Below are 17,833 nucleotides of genomic sequence, written 5' to 3'. Positions count from 1 at the left end.
ACGGGCGACCTCGGAGCCAAAGCCGCAAATCGATCAAACCTCACCAAACATACTCATTGGGTTTCTGAATCATAGGTGTGATGGGTCACTTGCCTGGCATTTACCGCGTGCCAGGCAGCTTCACTCGGTGATTCATCGATCACTCCATGGTGTTAGCCACGCTCGGCCACCCCGGGTTTTCCGCTCGTTCCGCCTTACTGTGACTCGGGTCTCGGGGAAACAGCACCCGAACCGACCCGCGAGGTGGACGCCCATGAGCGGTCGCAGGACACCCGTGCCCCGCCGCAGCGCCCTGCGCGCGGCGGCCGGAGCGGCCCTCGCGGGAACCTCCGCCGTGGGCTGCGCACAGGACGGTGCCCCTGCGGGCCCGGCCCCCAAGGCGCAGAAGGGCGAGAGTGCCCAGGAGGGCGAGAGCGCCCAGAAGGCCCACGGCGCCGTACGCCCCGCCGCCGCCCCGCGGAGCTTCCCCGGGCAGCCGGTCCAGATCGAGCACGGACCCCGCGGCCGCCCCCGGGTCGCCCTCACCTTCCACGGCCAGGGCGACCCCGCCCTGGCCCGCGCCGTCCTCGCCGTAGCCGAACGGGCCGGCGCCCGGCTCACCGTCCTGGCCGTCGGCGCCTGGCTCGACGAGCACCCCGGCATGGCCCGCCGGATCCTCGACGGCGGCCACGACCTCGGCAACCACACCCAGAGCAACCTCGACATCAACACGATGGACGAGACTCGGGCGTACGAGGAGATCACCGGCTGCGCCCAGCGTCTGCGCCGGCTCACCGGTTCGATCGGCACCTGGTTCAGGCCCTCGCGCGCCCAGTACGCCACCCCGCTCGTCCAGGACCTCGCGCGCCGGGCCGGATACCCGCACGTCCTGTCCTACGACGTGGACTCGCTCGACTTCACCTCACCCGGGGTCGCGTCGGTCACCCGCAAGGTCGCCGGTGAACTCCGCAACGGCTCAGTGGTGAGCCTGCACTTCGGCTACCGGGACACCATCGCCGCACTGCCTCTCCTCCTCACCGAGATCGACCGGCGCCGGCTGCGCGCGGTGACCACCACGGAGCTGTTGACCTGATGCCTCCCTCCCCGCGCGCCCTCACCGCCGCCGCCCGGTCGCCCGCCGGATCCGCCGTCCGGGGCGCCGGATAATCTGACCTTCGTCAACGACGCTTAACGAAGGGGCGGAACAGTGGCGGACATCGAGTCGGCACGCACGGCATTCGAGCGCTTCGACCAGAACGGCGACGGCCGCATAACGGCCGGCGAGTACAAGAGCACGATGGCGCAGCTCGGTGACCCCTACGTCACCGAGACCGTCGCCCAGGCCGTCATCAACGCCCACGACGGTGACGGTGACGGCGAGCTCACCTTCGACGAGTTCTGGGCCTCGCAGAACAAGGTCTGATCCGTACCGGTCCGGCGGCCGGCGGTCCGGCCCTTCGCGCCGGCGAAGGGCTCAGGGCCTCTCGTTCGGATCATGCCGGGCTCGCGGGGGTCCGCCACCGCACCTCGCGGCGTTGTCGTCGGCCGGCATGGCTTCGGACCCACCGCCGGCAAGGACTCTAGCTGCGCGGGCCGGACGGATAGACGGTCTCGAACGACGCCCGGAACAGGGTCTGCACCTCCTCGGCGCCGAGGCCCTCTCCGCGCGCCTGGTGCAGCCATTCGTTCAGCGCGGTGCGCAGCGGCCACTCGGGTCCGGAACCCGGCTCGGCGAGGGTGCGGGTGACGAAGGTCCCCGCCCCCTGGCGCACCTCCGCCAGCCCCGCGCGCTCCAGCTCCCGGTAGGCCTTGAGCGTCGTGTTCGGGTTGACCTTGGTGGTGGCGGCGACCTGCGCCGCCGTGGGCAGCCGGTCACCCTCCTCCAGCGCGCCCATGCGCAGGGCCTGTTCGACCTGCCGGACGATCTGGAGATACGTCGCCACTCCGCTGCGCCGGTCGATGCGGAACACGACCACGGACATCACCTTCCGCTCGATGAGTACATTTTACGTAGGGAACGGCCGGCTCTACAGCGGGCGCCGGGAGGCCCACCACAGGGAGAACGCCGTGAGCGCGACGGCGGCGGCCAGCAGGAGGCCGGCGCCGGTCCACTGCATGGCGGCCATCTGGTCGTAGTCGAGGTATTCGTAGACGTTGTTGACGATGCCCTTCTCCTTGATGCACGCGTCCGTCGCCTTCTCGGTCGCCTCGGCGCACGAGCCCCATCCGTACAGCTGACCGTCCGCGGTCCCGATCCAGCTGTCCACCTCGTACGAGTCGTCGAAGCGCGCCGGCCGTTCGGCGTCCAGCGGATAGGTGATCGTGCGTGACGCGGCCAGCTGGACCCGGAGTACGGACCAGGCGACCTTCGCGGCCACACAGAAGACGAGGGTCGCCACCATGGAGGCGAGGACCCGGCGCAGCAGGATGCCGATCGTGATCCCGGCCGCGGTGAAGAACAGGGCGAGCGCCGGAAGGACGGGGCCCGTGGTGTCGAAGGCCGAGGAGTCCATCCATGGGGCGGGGAGGACCGAACGGTAGGGCCGCCACCACCAGGTGAAGACCGCGGAGAGCACCGAGCAGGCCACCAGAGTGATCAGGAGACACCAGCCGAGCTTCGCGACGAGCCAGCGGCGGCGCGTCACGGACTGCGTGGTGACGAGCTGCGCGGTGCCCTGCTCCTGGTCGGCGGCGATCAGCGGGGCGCCGAGGAAGACGGCGAGGCCGACGGGCAGCAGGCCCAGGAGGGAGGTGAGCCTGCTGTAGCTCCCGCCCACGACGGTCTGCGGCGCGGACTTCTCGGGCCACCCCGCCGCGGCGAGCAGATCGATCAGCTGGCCGCGCTGGTACACGATCCAGAGCGAGCCGAGCACCGTCAGGGCCAGGACGCCGATCAGCGTGGTCCGGTGCTGGCGCAGGACCAGCCAGGTCAGGCCGCGCAGCACCCTCGGGCGGGTGGTGCGGTCGGCCGGCGTGCCGGTCAGGGTGGTGCTCATGCGGTCCTGGTCCCCTCGGTCTCGGTCTGCGCGCCCGGTGTGTACAGCGTGGGAGCGTCCGGTGAGCGCAGATGCGCGAGCAGCACTTCCTCCAGGCTGGGCTCGGCCACCTGCCAGTCCCCGGACAGCGGGCCGTCGGTCCGCACCATGGCCTGGAACTGCCGCCCCTGCACCCGTTTCTCGATCACCGTGTGGCGGCCGAGAGCGGCGGGCAGGCCCCCGTCCTCGGCCAGCCCGGTCACCAGCGCGTGCGCAGGGACCAGTGCGTCGGCGTCGCCCGCCATCCGGATCCGGCCGGCGGCGACGACCAGCAGGTAGTCGCACATGTCCTCGAGCTCGGCCACGATGTGCGAGGACATCACCACCGTGGTGCCGCGCTCGACGGCCTCGGCCATCAGCAGGGTGCCCATCTCGTCGCGGGCCAGCGGGTCGAGATCCGCCATCGGCTCGTCGAGCAGCAGCAGGTCCGGCCGCTTGCCGAACGCCAGGGCGAGGCCGACCCGGGTGCGCTGTCCGCCGGAGAGCGTCCCGACGGCGGCGTCCATCGGCACGTCGCCCGAGCGCACGATCCGCTCCGCCGCCGCCCCGTCCCAGCCGGGGTTGAGCTCGCTGCCGATCCGCAGCGTCTCCGCCACGGTGAACCGCTTGTACATCGGCTTGTCCTGCCCGAGGAAGGCGAACCTCGGCATCACCTCGGGGTCGCCCACCGGCACCCCGAACACCCGCAGTTCACCCTGCGTCGGTACCACCTGGCGGGACGCGAGGCCCAACAGGGTGCTCTTCCCGGCCCCGTTGGGCCCGACCAGGCCGCAGATCCGCCCGGCCGGCAGCCGGAAGGAGCAGTCGCGCAGCGCCCAGCCGCGTCGGTAGCGCTTCCCCAGCCCGTCGGCCTCCAGGGCCCAGGGGCCCGGGTTGCTCGTACCCGCCATGCGCCTCACCTCAATTCCATTAGTCAATTAATGGAATCATGGTCATCGCGGAGCGTGACTGTCAAGCGGGGGCGCCCCGGGGTCCGGGGCCGGTGGATGGCCGCGGACCCCGGGGCGCCCGGGGCGTTCTCGTCTACCTCGCCGCGGCGTGGAACTCCCTCCGGAGCGCGACGATGCCGTCGCCCTCCCGCGTCGGATGAACCCGGTTGGTGAGCAGCACCGCGTGGCGTCCCGTGCCGGGATCGATCCACAGGCTCGTGCCGGTGAAACCGGTGTGGCCGTACGAGGCCGGGCCGAAGGACGGGCCGACGGGGGAGCCGTCCGGGTCCTGGCCCTGCCAGGCGAGGGCGCGGCGGAGGTTCAGCCCGTCGGTGTGACCCGCGGTCATCAGGGCGAACGTCTCCGGGCGCAGCAGCTCACGCGCCCCGCTCGCGAGGCAGAGGGCGAGCCGCTCCGTGTCGGCCAGGGTCGCGAAGAGTCCCGCGTGCCCGGCGATCCCGCCCAGGACGGCCGCGTTCTCGTCGTGCACCTCACCCACCACCGTCCTGCCGCGCCACGGGCACCGCTCGGTCGCCACGGCGCGCTCCCGGTCACCGGGGCCCGGGTTGAAGCCGGTGTCCTTCAGGCCCAGCGGGGCGCACACCAGCTCGGCGACCAGGGTCTCCAGCCCCTGCCCGCCCGCGTGTTCGGCGATCAGGCCGAGCAGCATGAAGCCCTGGGAGGAGTACTCGACGCGTACGCCCGGCCCGGACCGCAGCGGCAAAGTGCCGAGCGCGGTGAGCAGGGCCTCCCGGGTGGGGTGGCTGCGGTACATCGGGACCCGGCCGGGCAGGCCCGAGGTATGCGTGAGGAGGTCCGTGACGGTCAGCCGCGCCTTGTCGGTGTCCCGGTAGCGGGGGAGGAGTTCCCCCACCGTGCCGTCGAGGGGCAGGGTGCCGCGCTCGGCGAGCGCCATCACGACCAGACCCACCACGGGCTTGGTGACGGAGGCGAGATCCCACAGCTCCGTGCCGTCCAGCTCCGCCCCGCCCCAGCTCCTGGTGCCCAGCCACCCCCGGTCCACAGGGTCCTTCGCGGAGCCCGTCGACCACGCGGCACCCGAGTAGAGGCGCCGCGCCCGGCCCTCGGCCAGCACGGCGGCACGCCGGCCGTCGTCCGTCTTCCCGTCACCGCTCACAGGGCCGCGCCCCGGGTGTCGGACCGTGCCGTGTCGCGGGCCATCGTGAGCCGGGCCCGCCCGACGGAGCCCAGCCCCGCGGAGACCGCGCGCGCGGCGGCACGGACCATCGGGCCGTACAGCTCGACGCCTGCCCGGTCGAGGGTGAAGACGAGGCCGGTGAGTGCGACGGCCCCCACGATCCGCCCCCCGTCGTCCTGTACGGCCGCGGCGAGCGCGCGCCGGTCCTCCTGCTCGTACTGGTCGTCGAGGGCGTAGCCGCGCTCCCCGGCCGCGGCGATCTCCTCGCGCAGGTCAGCGGCGGGCACCGGCAGTGGGTGCCCGGCCGACTCCCCTGCGGTGAAGGCCAGTTCGGCCTCCGGGGCGGGGAGGGCGGCGAGCATCGCGAGGCCCGGTGCGGAGAGCAGCAGCGGTGCGCGTGAGCCGGGGCGCAGCTCCAGGGCGTACTCCCGGGCGGGCTCCGACACCTCCAGGCAGACAGCGAAGTCCCCGTCGCGTACGGCGTAGTGCGCGAGCAGCCCGGTGCGGGTGCGCAGATCGGCCAGCACCGGCCTGATCGTGCGCAGCCCCGGACCGCTGTCGAGCGCCGCCGCGGCGAGGCCGAGCAGCCGGGGCCCCGCCCGGTAGCTCCCCCCTGCGGAGGGCTCGACGAAGCCGGAGTCCGCGAGACCGCGCAGCAACCGGTGCACGGTGGGTTTGGTGAGCCCCGTGTGGCGGGCCAGGTCGGCCAGACGGTGCGGTGCACCGGTCTCGACCAGCGCGGACAGGACCTCCATGGCCTTGTCCACCGGGCCCATGACGGAGTGTTCGACAGCCCGGCCCGCAGGCGGCTGCTCCTTCGAACGGCTATTGACCGGTTTCCCCATGTCGCTTAGCTTACCCCCACTGCATTCCATCTGCCGGAACGGATGTGTTGGTCAATGGAACGAATACGTGGAGGGTGGATCGGGGACCGCAGCCGCCCCTCCCGCCGCACGATCCTGCGGTACGGCAGCGCGCTGCTCCCCGCGATCGCCGCGCCGGCACTGCTCACCGGCTGCGGCACCGACCCCGCAGCCGACGCCGGCAACGTCCTGCGGGTCTCCCAGACGGGCGATCCCAAGACCATGGACCCGCAGAAGCAGGGCGACATGATCTCGATGAACGCCCTGATCAACATGTTCGACACCCTCACGGCGCGGGGTCGCGACAACACCCTGATGCCCCGGCTCGCCCTGTCCTGGAAGGCGGTGTCGCCCCGCGTCTGGCGCTTCCGGCTGCGGCCCGGCGTCACCTTCCACAACGGTGAGGTCTGCGACGCCGCCGCCGTGAGGTTCAGCATCGAACGCCTCCTCGACCCGGCGACCAAGTCCCCCATCGTCGAACTGCGTTACGTCGAGGGCGTCACCGTCGTCGACCGGCTCACCGTGGATCTCCACACCACCGTCCACGACCCGATCCTGCCCGACAAGGTGTCCCTCTTCGGCGGCGTCGTCGTCCCTCCGCGCTACCTCGCCCAGGTCGGTGACGAGGGCTTCGCGGCGCGCCCCGTCGGTACCGGGCCCTTCGCCTTCAAGAGCTGGCGGCGCGACCACGAACTGCGGATGCGGGCCTACGCGCACCACTGGGACAGCAGGCCGGCGGTCGGTGAACTCGTCTTCACCCCCGCCCCGAACGCGTCCTCCGCGCTCGCCGCGCTCCAGAGCGGTGGTGTCGACCTCGTCGCCGGACTGACCCCCGACGCGGCCCAGCAGCTCGACGGCTACACCGGTGTGAGCCTCGACAACCACACCGGGATCCGCACCTCCTACCTCTCCCTCGACACCCTCACCGAGGGCCCCCTCCAGGACCGCCGAGTGCGCCAGGCGCTCAACCACGCGATCGACGTGCCTCTTCTCATCAAGGCGGTCCTCGGCGGGAAGGCGGCCGAGGTCCCCGCGATGATCCCGCGCGGCGCCTACGGATTCGACGCCGCCGTCAAGCCCTTCACCCGTTCCGTCGCCAAGGCCCGGGCCCTGCTCGCCGATGCCGGGCACCCGGACGGCATCAGCACGACCCTCACCGCGTCCAACGAGGACGCCAACGTCGCGGAGGCCGTCGCCGGCCTGCTCGACCGCGCCGGGGTGCACACCACGGTCGACCTCCTCGACCCCGGTACCTACGCGCAGCGCCTCACCTCCGACAACCACGGCGCGCTGGGCCCGATGTACCTGGCCGCATCCACCGTATGGACCCTCGACGGCGAGAGCATGATCCAGTCCAACGTACGCAGTGACCGGCGGCAGAGCCGCTGGCACAACAAGGAGGCCGACCGGCTCGTCGACCTCGAGGAACTCTCGGTCGACCCGGAGACCCGGCGACGCGCCTTCTCCGGCCTCCAGCGGCTCATCAAGACCGAGGCGCCCTTCGTGCCCCTCTACCAGGTCGACAACATCTACGCCCGCAACGACCGGCCGCACTGGACACCGGGCTTCGCCGGCGTCCTCGACATGGCGAGCGCGGAGGTCTCCCGATGAGCGACCTCGTGACCCTCCCCGCCCCCGGCGAGGACACCGAACGGCCGGCCGCACCGCGCCGCGATCCACTGCACATCCTGCGCATGACCGCGGCCCGCGTGGGAACCGCGCTGCTCGTCCTGCTGTGCGCCGCCACCGTGGCGTTCTTCCTCGTACGGCTCTCCGGCGACCCCGTCAAGGTCCTGCTGCCGCCGGACGCCACCGCGCACCAGGAAGGCGTCCTGCGCCACAGCCTCGGGCTCGACCGCCCCCTGCTCACCCAGTACCTCGACTACCTGTGGGGCATCCCGCGCCTCGACTTCGGCGACTCCCTCTTCTACAACCAGCCGGTGCGCGCGGTCCTCGCCGACCGCGTCCCCGCGACCCTCCTCCTGGCCGCCGGAGCGCTCGTCGTCACCCTGGTCGTCGCCCTTCCCGCCGGGACCCTCGCCGCGATGCGCCGCGGCCGGGCCACCGACCGGACCGTCATGACCGGTGTCCTGCTCGGCCAGTCCACCCCGCCGTTCTGGGTCGGCATCCTGCTCATCCTGGTCTTCGCGGTGGGCCTGCACGCCCTGCCCGCCTCGGGCTACGGGAGCTTCGCCCACCTCGTCCTGCCCGCAGTGACGCTCGCGGTGTACTCGGTCGCCGTCGTCGCCAGGCTCCTGCGCTCCTCCCTCATCGACGTACTGGGCGCCGACCACATCCGCACCGCACGCGCCAAGGGATTCGGCCCCGTCAAGGTCGTCCTCACCCACGGGCTGCGCAACGCCTCCCTGCCCGTGGTCACCGTCGTCGGCCTGGAGGTCGGCGGTCTCCTCGGCGGCGCCATCCTCACCGAACAGGTCTTCTCCTGGCCGGGAGTCGGACAGCTCACGATCGAAGCCATCTCCAACCGCGACTTCCCCCTCGTCCAGGCCACCGTGCTGCTGTTCGCCGCGACCTTCGTCGTGGTGAACCTGCTCGTCGACCTCTCCTACAGCCTCCTCGACCCGAGGGTGAGGACCTCCCGATGACGACCGTCTCCCCGAACCCGGCACTCGCCGGTGACCGCGCCCCCGCCGCGCCCGCGCAGCGGGCCGTGGCCCTGCGCACGCTGCTGCGCAACCGGCTCGCCGTGGCCGCCGTCGCCTTCCTCGCCCTCGTCGTGATCTGCGCGCTGCTCGCCCCGCTCATCGCGCCCGCCGACCCCAACGCGCAGAACCTGCTGGACCGGCTCCAGCCGCCCGCCTGGCAGCACGGCGGCAGCGGCGCCCACCTCCTCGGCACCGACCAGCTCGGCCGCGACCTGCTCTCCCGCGTCATCTACGGCACCCGTGTCTCGCTGCTCGTCGGTGCGGGCGCGGCCCTCCTCGCCGGGGTCATCGGCACCGTCGTCGGCCTCTCCTCCGGCTACTTCGGAGGATGGCCCGACCGCATCCTCATGCGCGTCGCCGACGTCCAGCTCGCGTTCCCCGCGATCCTGCTCGCGCTCGCCGTCGTCGGCTTCCTCGGCTCCGGCCTCTGGTACGTCATCCTCGTCCTCGGCGTGACCGGGTGGGTGTCGTACGCCCGCGTCGTCCGCTCCGAGGTGCTGTCCCTGCGCTCCCGGGACTTCATCACCGAGGCCCGTGCCATCGGCGTCACCGACACCACGATCATGCGCCGTCATCTGCTGCCCAACGTGATGGCGCCGCTGGCCACCATCGGCACCCTCCATGTCGCCGCCGCCGTCGTCGCCGAGGCCTCGCTCAGCTATCTCGGCCTCGGTGTCCCCAAGGAGACCGTGACCTGGGGCTCGATGCTCGCCGACGGACAGCTCTACCTCGGCACCTCCTGGTGGGTCGCCGTCTTCCCCGGCGTCGCCCTCATGCTCACCTCCCTCGCCGTCAACATCACCGGCGACGCCCTGCGCGACGTCGCGGACCCGAAGGCCTACCGCCGATGACCTCCACCACCTCCGCAGCGCCCGTCCTCGAGATCCACGACCTGCGCGTCGACTTCCGCCTCGCCAGCACGACCGTCCACGCCGTACGCGGAGTGAGCTTCGCCGTCGCGCCGGGGGAGACCCTCGCCGTCGTGGGCGAATCCGGCAGCGGCAAGTCCGCGACCGCGCTGTCCACACTCCGTCTCAACCCCGAACCGCCCTGCGTCTACGCCGGCGGCCACATCCTCCTCGACGGGAAGGACCTCCTCACCCGTGGTGAACGCGAACTCGGCCGCATCCGGGGCGCCGAACTGTCCATGATCTTCCAGGACCCGATGACCAGCCTCGACCCGCTGCAGCGCGTCGGGAACCAGGTCGCCGAGGTACTCCGCCACCACGGCGCCCACAGCCGGGCGGAGGCCAGGGCCGGCGCGCTGTCCGCCCTCGACGAGGTCGGCATCCCGGACCCCGAACGCCGCTACCGCCAGTACCCCCACGAGCTCTCCGGCGGACTGCGCCAACGCGTCATGATCGCCGCCGCGCTCGTCGCGCGTCCCCGCGTGCTCATCGCCGACGAACCCACCACGGCGCTCGACGTCACCGTGCAGCGCCAGATCCTCGACCTCCTCGTACGGCTCCAGCAACGGCACGGCATGGCCGTCGTCCTCATCACCCACGACCTCGGCGTCGTAGCGGAAACCGCCGACCGAGTGGTCGTCATGCACCGGGGCGAGGCCGTCGAGAGCGGCGACGTCCACGACGTCTTCGCCCGGCCCGAGGATCCGTACACCCGCCAGCTGCTCGACGCGACGCCCCGACTGGAGACCGCCGGATGACAGCCACAGCACCGCCTCTGCTGGAACTCGAAGCCCTGCGGAAGGAGTTCGGTGGCCGGCCCGGCAGTGTCGCGGTGGACGACGTGAGCCTCACCGTCCGCGAGGGCGAAACCCTCGCCCTGGTGGGGGAGTCCGGCTGCGGCAAGACCACACTGACCCGGCTGCTCCTGCGCCTGCTGGAACCGACCTCGGGCACCGTGCGCTTCGCCGGCACCGACCTCCTCGGTCTCGACGCGGCCGCGCTGCGCAAGGTCCGGCGTGAGATGCAGGTCGTCCTCCAGGACCCCTACTCCAGCATGAACCCACGGCTGCGGATCGTCGACATCGTCGCCGAACCGCTCGTCACCCACGACCCACGGGCCCGGGGGAGGCGCGGCCGGGCCTACACGCGGCAGCGCGTCGGCGAACTCCTCGAAGCCGTCGGCCTCGACGACACGATCCTCGACCGCTACCCCCACGAGTTCTCCGGCGGCCAGCGCCAGCGGATCTCCATCGCCCGCGCGATCGGCCTCGAACCCCGCCTCGTGGTCCTCGACGAACCCACCAGCGCCCTCGACGTGTCCGTCCAGGCCCGCGTCCTCGACCTGCTCGCCGAGCTCCAGCAACGCCTCGGCCTCACCTACGTCTTCGTGAGCCACAACCTCGCCGTCGTCCGGCAGGTGGCCGACCGGGTCGCGGTGATGCGCCGGGGCAGGCTGGTCGAAGTGGGAACCGCCGACCAGGTGTTCACCGCTCCCGCGCATCCGTACACCCGGCAGCTCCTCGACGCCGTACCGATACCGGACCCCACGAAGGCCCGCAGGACCCGGCGATCCGCCCCCGGCGACGGGGAGACGGCCGGAGCGGCCGCCTCCACCGCAGGACCCGCATGAGCACCGCCCCGCGCCTACCTGCCCGACAGCACGAGACCCGCCCCGCCGAGCAGTGCGACATCGTCCACCGCCGCCTCGCTCACCACCACCCGGGGGAGCTCGCCACCGCCCAGGGCGTCCGAACGCAGCCGGGACTCGACCAGGGCACGGAACGGCTCCCCGCCCTCACGGGCCTCCCCGTGCAGGACGAAGAGCCCGCAGGCGAAGAGCTGCTGGACCGTCGCGAGGCCCAGCACCAGATTCTCCGCGTACTCCGCCACCAGGGCCCGCGCCGCCTCGTCCCGCGACGCGACCAGCTCACCGAGCGAGACACCGGCCGCTCCGAGACCGAGCGCCTCGGCCCGGCGCCGCAGCCAGCGCGTGGTGGCCACCGTCTTCCAGCAGCCGCGACGCCCGCACGTACACAGCTCACCACTGGCCGACACCGTCATGTGTGCGCCGCTGCGGCCACCCTCGGGGGCCAGCACCTCACCCCCGTACAGGATGCCCACCCCCAGCACCTCGCCGGTGGACACCGAGGCGAAGGAGCGCCGCCCCCGGCCCGGCCCGAACCACCGGTCCCCGAGGACCTGGACCCGCGCGCGGTGCTCGACCCGCACCGGCGCCCCGGTCAGCTCCTCCAGCCGCTCGGCCACCCGGTAGCCGCGCAGCGCCGGCGCCTCGTCGACCTCGATCACCCGGCCGCCGGCCGGATCGATCACCCCCGCCGCCGCCACCCCGATCCCGGACGGACGGCGCCCATCGAACACCGCCGCGACCCGCGCGAGCGCAGCGTCGACCCCGGCAGGGGACGCGGACGCCGTGTCGAACTCCGCCTCGGCCCGGTCGAGCACGGCCCCCGAGCGGTCGAGCAGCGCCGCACGGATCCGTCCGGGCAGCAGCTCCACAGCCCCCAGGGCGCCGGGGACGGCCCGCACCTCCGGGCCCGCCACGGGGTCCGGCACCAACCGCAAGGGAGAACGTTCATGCGCCATACGCCGACTCTGCCACGTCGGTGTTCCGGGGAGACAGCCGTATGAGTTACCGGAACCTGACCGAAACCACCTGGCGGGAGACCAGGGCGGCGGCGCCCGACGCCATCGCGGTGCTCCCGATCGGCTCCCAGGAGCAGCACGCCGAGCATCTGCCGATGGGCACCGACACCCTCCTCGTGGAGGCCGTGCTCGACCGGGCCCTCGCCCTCCTCGACGAGGAGGCGGCGTCGGATGTACCCGCACTCGTCCGGCTGCCGACGCTGCCCTACGGCCACAGCCCGCACCATCTGTTCGCGGCGGCGCTGACACTCTCCGCCCCCACCCTCGGCGCGGTGCTCGGCGAGATCCTCGACTCCCTGGCCGAATCCGGCCACCGCCGCATCCTCGTGGTCAACGGGCACGGCGGCAACGACGAGATCATGAAGCTCGCCGTCAAGCGCTTCGCCCTGCGCGCCGAGGTCACCGCCGCCGCCTGCTCGTACTGGACCGTGACCAGCGGCGAGGAGGACGGCGGACGCCCGGACGTCACACCCGGCCACGCGGGCTGGTTCGAGACCTCCCTCATGCTCGCCGCGCACCCCGACCTGGTGCGCACCCCCGTGCCGGGGCGGGCCCCCGTGGATCCGCCGCCGCTCTTCGACCGGCCGCCCTACCCGGGGCTCACCGTCGAGCGGCACGGCGAATGGGAACGCGTCGGCGGCTCCACCGACGACGCCTCGACCGCCGACGCCACGCACGGCCACAGGCTCCTCGACGACCGTGCGCGCGGTCTCGCGCGTGCCCTCCTGGCGTTCGACACCGCCACCCGCACGAGCCCTTGAACCGCACCGACCGCATCGACCGCATCACCCGAACCGAACGAGGAACAGCATGAAGATCACCGATGTCGACGTCCAGGTCGTGAACCTGCCCCTGCTCAACCCGTTCACCAGCTCGTTCGAGACGAAGACCGGTGAGACCCGCACCGTCGTACGCATCCGTACCGACAGCGGCGTCGAGGGCTGGGGCGAGACCATGTGGGGCCGGCCCGTCGCCGAGATCGTCAAGATCCTCGCCGAGGACCTCATCGGCATGAGCCCCTTCGCCCTGGAGGCGTTCCACCGTAAGCAGCACATGGTGCCCTTCTTCTACGGCTACCTCGGCTACGCCGCGATCGCCGCTCTCGACGTCGCCTGCTGGGACGCCATGGGCAAGGCCACCGGCCAGTCCCTCACCGACCTCCTCGGCGGCCCCGTACGTGAGGAGGTCCCGCTCACCGCGCTGATCACCCGCGCCGACGCCCCCGGAGTCCGGCCCGCGGACCTGCCCGCCGCCCTCGCCGAGCACACCCTCCGTGTCGTCACCGAGGGAGGCTTCCAGGCCGTCAAGCTCAAGGGCACCAAGGACGTCCAGGGCGACGTCGCGATCCTGCGCGCCCTGCGCTCCGCCCTGCCCGAGGTCAGCCTGCGCGTCGACCCCAACGCCGCCTGGTCCGTCCCCGACTCGGTTCGGGCCGGCATCGCCCTGGAGGAGCTGGACCTCGAATACCTGGAGGACCCCTGTGTCGGCATCGAGGGCATGAGCCAGGTCCGTGCCAAGGTCCGCATACCGCTGTGCACCAACATGTGCGTCGTACGCTTCGAGGACTTCGCGCCGGCCGTACGCCTGGGCGCCGTGGACGTCATCCACGGAGACGTCTACAAGTGGGGCGGCATCGCGCCGACCAAGGCCCTCGCGGCGCACTGCGAGACCTTCGGGCTGGGCATGAACCTGCACAGCGGCGGCGAGCTCGGCATCGCGACGGCCGCGCATCTCGCGGTGGTCGCCAGCACCCCCGTCCTGTCCCGTGCCATCGACTCCATGTACTACCTGCACGCCGACGACATCACCGAGCCGATCCCGCTGGAGAACGGCAGCCTGCGCGTCCCGACCGGACCCGGCCTCGGTGTCACCGTCGACGAGGACAAGCTCCGCCACTACGCCGAGGTCAACGCCCGCGAAGGAGACCTGACCCGATGACCGGACCCACCCCCGGCGCCCGTCCCGCCGGGCGCGCCGTCCGCACCGACCGGGCGCCCGCGCCCGCCGGCGCCTACAGCCAGGGGATCGCCGCGGGCCCCTACCTGTTCACCTCGGGCTTCGGCCCCCAGGACCCGGAGACCGGCGCTGTCGCGGACACCGTCGGGGAACAGACCGCCCAGGTCCTGCGGAACATCGGGGCCGTACTGGAGGAGGAAGGACTCGGACCGCGGGACGTCGTCAAGGTGACGGCCCACCTCCAGCACCTGCGCCGTGACTTCGCGGCCTACGACGCCGCGTACCGCACCTTCTTCACCGCACCCCACCCGGTCCGCACCACGGTCGGCTCCGACCTCATGGACATCCTGGTGGAGATCGACGTCGTCGCGCTGCGCCCGGAGGCGCCCGCACGCGACTGACGGTCACCCGCCCGGCCGTCCATCAGTGGGCGGCCGGACGGGCCCGCTGGTCCACTGGCGCGGAGACCACGCCGGGTGCCCGGGGCGCGGGAACCCGGAGCTCGCCCGGTTCCAACAGGCTTATGGCCAGGTGGCCGTAGGCGTAGCCGCAGAACATGAGGAGTGGCACCCTGTGGACGCGACCATGGCGAACGATCCGAAGCTCCTCACCGAGGCGTTCCTGGAAGCCCTGCGGGAGCACCTCGGCGACCTCGTCGACGGCTCGTCCCTGGCCAGGGCGCTCTACTCGGCCGACGCGTCGAACTACCGGGTCGTCCCCCTGGCCGTGCTCACGCCCAGGTCGAAGGAGGACGTGATCACCGCCCTCGGCATCGCACGCTCCTTCCGTGTCCCCGTCACCGTCAGGGGCGGAGGCACCTCCTGCGCCGGCAACGCCGTGGGTCCGGGCCTTGTGATCGACTTCTCCCGCTTCATGAACCGCGTCCTGTCCGTCGACCCCGGTTCCTCCACGGCGGTGGTCGAACCGGGTGCGGTCCTGAGTACGCTCCAGAGCGCGGCGCTGCCCTTCGGGCTGCGGTTCGGGCCCGACCCCTCCACCGCCACCCGCTGCACGATCGGCGGGATGATCGGCAACAACGCGTGCGGTCCACACGGCCTCTCCTACGGGCGCACGGCCGACAACGTCCTGTCCATGACCTGGCTGACCGGCCGCGGCGACATGATCGAGGCCGGCTCGGGGGACGACGCGCTCACGGGGGTGCCCGGTCTCGAAGCCTTCGTGTCCAGGGAACTAGCCGTACTGCGAACCGAGTTCGGACGTTTCGGACGCCAGATCTCCGGCTACTCCCTGGAGCACCTGCTCCCGGAGAACGGACGCAACCTCGCAGCGGCCCTGACGGGCACCGAAGGCAGTTGCGGAATCCTCCTGGAAGCCACGGTCCGGCTCGTCCCCCAGGCGCCTGCACCGGCTCTGGCCGTCCTCGGCTACAGCGACATGGCCACCGCAGCGGACGACGTGCCGAGCCTGCTGCCCTTCCGGCCGCTCGCCCTGGAAGGCATGGACGCCCAGCTCGTCGATGTCGTCCGCCGGGCACACGGCAGCGCGGGCGTCCCCACCCTGCCCGCCGGCGGCGGATGGCTGATTGCCGAGGTCGGCGGCGCGACCACGGAAGAGGCCGTCGAGGCGGCGCGTGAGCTCGTCGCCTCCTCCGGCTCGGTCGACACCGTCGTCCTGCCCGCAGGCCCCGAGGCGACCAGGCTCTGGCAGATCCGCGCCGACGGTGCCGGCCTGGCCGGACGCACCGCCGACGGCAAGCAGGCCTGGCCCGGTTGGGAGGATTCCGCCGTTCCCCCGGAAAAGCTCGGAGACTACCTGCGCGGACTCGAAACCCTGATGGCTGATGAGGGCGTCTCGGGGCTGGCCTACGGCCACTTCGGTGACGGCTGTGTCCACGTCCGCATCGACTTCCCGCTCGACGCCGGGAGCACGCCCATGCGCAGGTTCCTCGAACGCGCCGCTGCCCTGGCCGCCGAGCACGGCGGCTCCCTCTCGGGCGAGCACGGGGACGGGCGCGCCCGCTCCGAGCTGCTGCCCACCATGTACAGCCCTGACGCCCTGCGCGCGATGGAGACCTTCAAGGCGCTGCTGGATCCCGATGACCTGATGAACCCCGGCGTCGTAGTCCGCCCGGCACCGCTGGACGCGGACCTCCGACGGCCTCAGGCCGGCCGGCTCCGCGCCACCGACGGCTTCGCCTTCGCGCACGACGGAGGGGACGTCACCGATGCCGTCCACCGGTGCACCGGGGTGGGCAAGTGCCGGGCCGATCTGCGCGGACAAGGGGGATTCATGTGTCCCTCGTACATCGCCACCCGCGACGAGAAGGACTCCACCCGAGGCCGCGCGCGGATGCTCCAGGAGATGCTCAACGGTGGAGTGGTCAGGGACGACTGGAGCTCCCCCGAGGTCCATGAGGCCCTCGACCTGTGCCTGAGCTGCAAGGCGTGCGTCAACGACTGTCCCACCGGCATCGATATGGCCATGTTCAAGTCCGAGGCCCTCCACCAGACGTACAAGGGGCGTCTGCGGCCGCTCGCCCACTACACGCTCGGCAGGCTCCCGCAGTGGCTCAGGCTCGCCGCGCCGGTGGCCCCGCTCGTCAACCTCGCGGGCCGTGTCCCTCTGCTCCGCAGAGTCATGACGACGATGATGGGAGCCGACCCCCGCCGTTCGCTGCCGACGCTGCCCCGGAAGCCGTTCCGCCGGACCAGGCCGGCTCCGACGGCGGGCGCGCGGACGGGCGGGCCCAAGGTCCTGCTCTGGGTCGACTCCTTCTCCGACGCCCTCGATCCGGACATCCCCCGGGACGCCCTCGAAGTCCTGACCGCCGCCGGTTGCGACGTCGAGATCGCGGGCCCCGGGGCCTGCTGCGGTCTGACCCTTGTCTCCACCGGCCAGCTCACCGCCGCGAAGGCCAAGCTCCGTAAGACACTCGACATCCTGATCCCGCACGTCAGGGACGGACGGACCGTCGTCGGTATCGAGCCCAGCTGCATCGCGACGCTCCGCTCGGACCTGGTGGAGCTCCTGCCCGACGACCCGCGCGCCGCCGAGCTCTCCCGCTCGGTCAGAACCGTCGCCGAGTTCCTCACCTCGACCGGATGGACACCACCGCGAGCAGCCGGGAAGCTCCTCGTCCAGCCCCACTGCCACCACTACTCGGTCATGGGGTACGACGCGGACCGGGCGCTCCTGGACGCCATGGGCTGCGACGTCGAGACCTCTGCGGGATGCTGCGGCCTCGCCGGGAACTTCGGTATGGAGAAGGGCCACTACGAGGTCTCCGAGAAGATCGCGCAGGACGGCATTCTCGCGAAGGCGTCCGCCGCCCCGGACCGGCGGATCCTCGCCGACGGGTTCTCCTGCCGCACCCAGGTGCGGGACCTCGCGGGCCTCGAAAGCCGCCACCTCGTGCAGATCATCGCGGAGGCCCTCCGACGCTGACGCGTCCCGCCGCGGCCCTTCGGTGCAGGTACGAACGCGCTGGTCAGGGCCTATGGCCTCAACACTCGATGATGTTCACCGCGAGTCCGCCGCGGGCGGTCTCCTTGTACTTGACGGACATGCGGACGGCTGTTGATCACGGGACTGACCTGCAGTTTTGACATGCCCAGGCTTGTCTTGAATCACGTCAGGGACTTTGTGGGGACTTTCTGTCGAGGGCTGATTACAAAGCATCGCGTGTTGCGTGAAAAGCTTGCGGGATTGCCCCG

The 17,833-nt window shown here is 72.0% G+C and carries 17 protein-coding genes; 11 read left to right on the top strand and 6 right to left on the bottom strand.

Annotated elements, in window-relative coordinates:
* Positions 1 to 253 precede the first annotated feature (253 nt).
* The gene (locus tag ACIREO_RS01530) at positions 254 to 1,072 is read left to right on the top strand and encodes a polysaccharide deacetylase family protein (RefSeq protein ID WP_404103430.1); all 819 of its coding nucleotides are present in this window, start codon (positions 254 to 256) and stop codon (positions 1,070 to 1,072) included.
* Positions 1,073 to 1,186: 114 nt separating this feature from the next.
* Positions 1,187 to 1,402, top strand: a complete 216-nt coding sequence (locus ACIREO_RS01525; protein ID WP_404103428.1) for an EF-hand domain-containing protein — start codon at positions 1,187 to 1,189, stop codon at positions 1,400 to 1,402.
* Positions 1,403 to 1,559: 157 nt separating this feature from the next.
* Here the strand turns inward: ACIREO_RS01525 and ACIREO_RS01520 are convergent, their stop codons facing one another.
* From ACIREO_RS01520 to ACIREO_RS01500, 5 genes are all read right to left on the bottom strand, one after another.
* On the bottom strand, positions 1,560 to 1,961 hold the full coding sequence (locus ACIREO_RS01520) for a GntR family transcriptional regulator (RefSeq protein WP_404103425.1): 402 nt from the start codon (positions 1,959 to 1,961) through the stop codon (positions 1,560 to 1,562).
* Between the two features lie 45 nt (positions 1,962 to 2,006).
* On the bottom strand, positions 2,007 to 2,975 hold the full coding sequence (locus ACIREO_RS01515; RefSeq protein ID WP_404103422.1) for an ABC transporter permease: 969 nt from the start codon (positions 2,973 to 2,975) through the stop codon (positions 2,007 to 2,009).
* The gene (locus tag ACIREO_RS01510; protein WP_404103419.1) at positions 2,972 to 3,904 is read right to left on the bottom strand and encodes an ABC transporter ATP-binding protein; all 933 of its coding nucleotides are present in this window, start codon (positions 3,902 to 3,904) and stop codon (positions 2,972 to 2,974) included. The genes ACIREO_RS01515 and ACIREO_RS01510 overlap by 4 nt, the downstream gene beginning before the upstream one ends.
* Positions 3,905 to 4,037: 133 nt before the next feature.
* The gene (locus ACIREO_RS01505; RefSeq protein ID WP_404103417.1) at positions 4,038 to 5,081 is read right to left on the bottom strand and encodes a serine hydrolase domain-containing protein; all 1,044 of its coding nucleotides are present in this window, start codon (positions 5,079 to 5,081) and stop codon (positions 4,038 to 4,040) included.
* A complete protein-coding gene (locus ACIREO_RS01500) occupies positions 5,078 to 5,947 on the bottom strand; it encodes an IclR family transcriptional regulator (RefSeq protein ID WP_404103414.1) in 870 nt (289 codons plus the stop codon). The genes ACIREO_RS01505 and ACIREO_RS01500 overlap by 4 nt, the downstream gene beginning before the upstream one ends.
* A 54-nt stretch (positions 5,948 to 6,001) precedes the next feature.
* Between ACIREO_RS01500 and ACIREO_RS01495 the strand changes: the two genes are divergently transcribed.
* From ACIREO_RS01495 to ACIREO_RS01475, 5 genes are all read left to right on the top strand, one after another.
* Complete coding sequence (locus tag ACIREO_RS01495) at positions 6,002 to 7,576, top strand: ABC transporter substrate-binding protein (protein ID WP_404103412.1); 1,575 nt, start codon at positions 6,002 to 6,004, stop codon at positions 7,574 to 7,576.
* Positions 7,577 to 7,659: 83 nt separating this feature from the next.
* Positions 7,660 to 8,571 (top strand): ABC transporter permease, encoded by a 912-nt coding sequence (locus ACIREO_RS01490; protein ID WP_404104451.1) that lies wholly within the window; start codon positions 7,660 to 7,662, stop codon positions 8,569 to 8,571.
* A complete protein-coding gene (locus ACIREO_RS01485) occupies positions 8,568 to 9,482 on the top strand; it encodes an ABC transporter permease (RefSeq protein ID WP_404103409.1) in 915 nt (304 codons plus the stop codon). The genes ACIREO_RS01490 and ACIREO_RS01485 overlap by 4 nt, the downstream gene beginning before the upstream one ends.
* Entirely contained in the window at positions 9,479 to 10,297 is an 819-nt protein-coding gene (locus tag ACIREO_RS01480) for an ATP-binding cassette domain-containing protein (RefSeq protein WP_404103406.1), read from the top strand. The genes ACIREO_RS01485 and ACIREO_RS01480 overlap by 4 nt, the downstream gene beginning before the upstream one ends.
* The gene (locus tag ACIREO_RS01475; protein WP_404103403.1) at positions 10,294 to 11,169 is read left to right on the top strand and encodes an ATP-binding cassette domain-containing protein; all 876 of its coding nucleotides are present in this window, start codon (positions 10,294 to 10,296) and stop codon (positions 11,167 to 11,169) included. The genes ACIREO_RS01480 and ACIREO_RS01475 overlap by 4 nt, the downstream gene beginning before the upstream one ends.
* Before the next feature lie 14 nt (positions 11,170 to 11,183).
* Here ACIREO_RS01475 and ACIREO_RS01470 read toward each other — a convergent pair whose 3' ends face one another.
* Entirely contained in the window at positions 11,184 to 12,143 is a 960-nt protein-coding gene (locus ACIREO_RS01470) for an ROK family protein (RefSeq protein WP_404103400.1), read from the bottom strand.
* Positions 12,144 to 12,184: 41 nt separating this feature from the next.
* Between ACIREO_RS01470 and ACIREO_RS01465 the strand changes: the two genes are divergently transcribed.
* The 4 genes from ACIREO_RS01465 to ACIREO_RS01450 all read left to right on the top strand — a co-directional run bounded on the left by ACIREO_RS01465 (position 12,185) and on the right by ACIREO_RS01450 (position 17,564).
* Positions 12,185 to 12,964, top strand: a complete 780-nt coding sequence (locus tag ACIREO_RS01465) for a creatininase family protein (RefSeq protein ID WP_404103398.1) — start codon at positions 12,185 to 12,187, stop codon at positions 12,962 to 12,964.
* 49 nt (positions 12,965 to 13,013) lie between these two features.
* A complete protein-coding gene (locus ACIREO_RS01460; RefSeq protein ID WP_404103395.1) occupies positions 13,014 to 14,141 on the top strand; it encodes a mandelate racemase/muconate lactonizing enzyme family protein in 1,128 nt (375 codons plus the stop codon).
* Positions 14,138 to 14,560, top strand: a complete 423-nt coding sequence (locus tag ACIREO_RS01455) for a RidA family protein (RefSeq protein WP_404103392.1) — start codon at positions 14,138 to 14,140, stop codon at positions 14,558 to 14,560. Before ACIREO_RS01460 ends, ACIREO_RS01455 begins: the two co-directional genes overlap by 4 nt.
* Before the next feature lie 184 nt (positions 14,561 to 14,744).
* The gene (locus ACIREO_RS01450; RefSeq protein WP_404103390.1) at positions 14,745 to 17,564 is read left to right on the top strand and encodes an FAD-binding and (Fe-S)-binding domain-containing protein; all 2,820 of its coding nucleotides are present in this window, start codon (positions 14,745 to 14,747) and stop codon (positions 17,562 to 17,564) included.
* Positions 17,565 to 17,833 lie beyond the last annotated feature (269 nt).

The sequence above is a fragment of the Streptomyces sp. NPDC102441 genome (assembly GCF_044765585.1).
Lineage (GTDB): Bacteria > Actinomycetota > Actinomycetes > Streptomycetales > Streptomycetaceae > Streptomyces.
The sequence above is the reverse complement of the archived record's forward strand: the minus strand, read 5'-3'. Positions and strand labels throughout refer to the sequence as shown.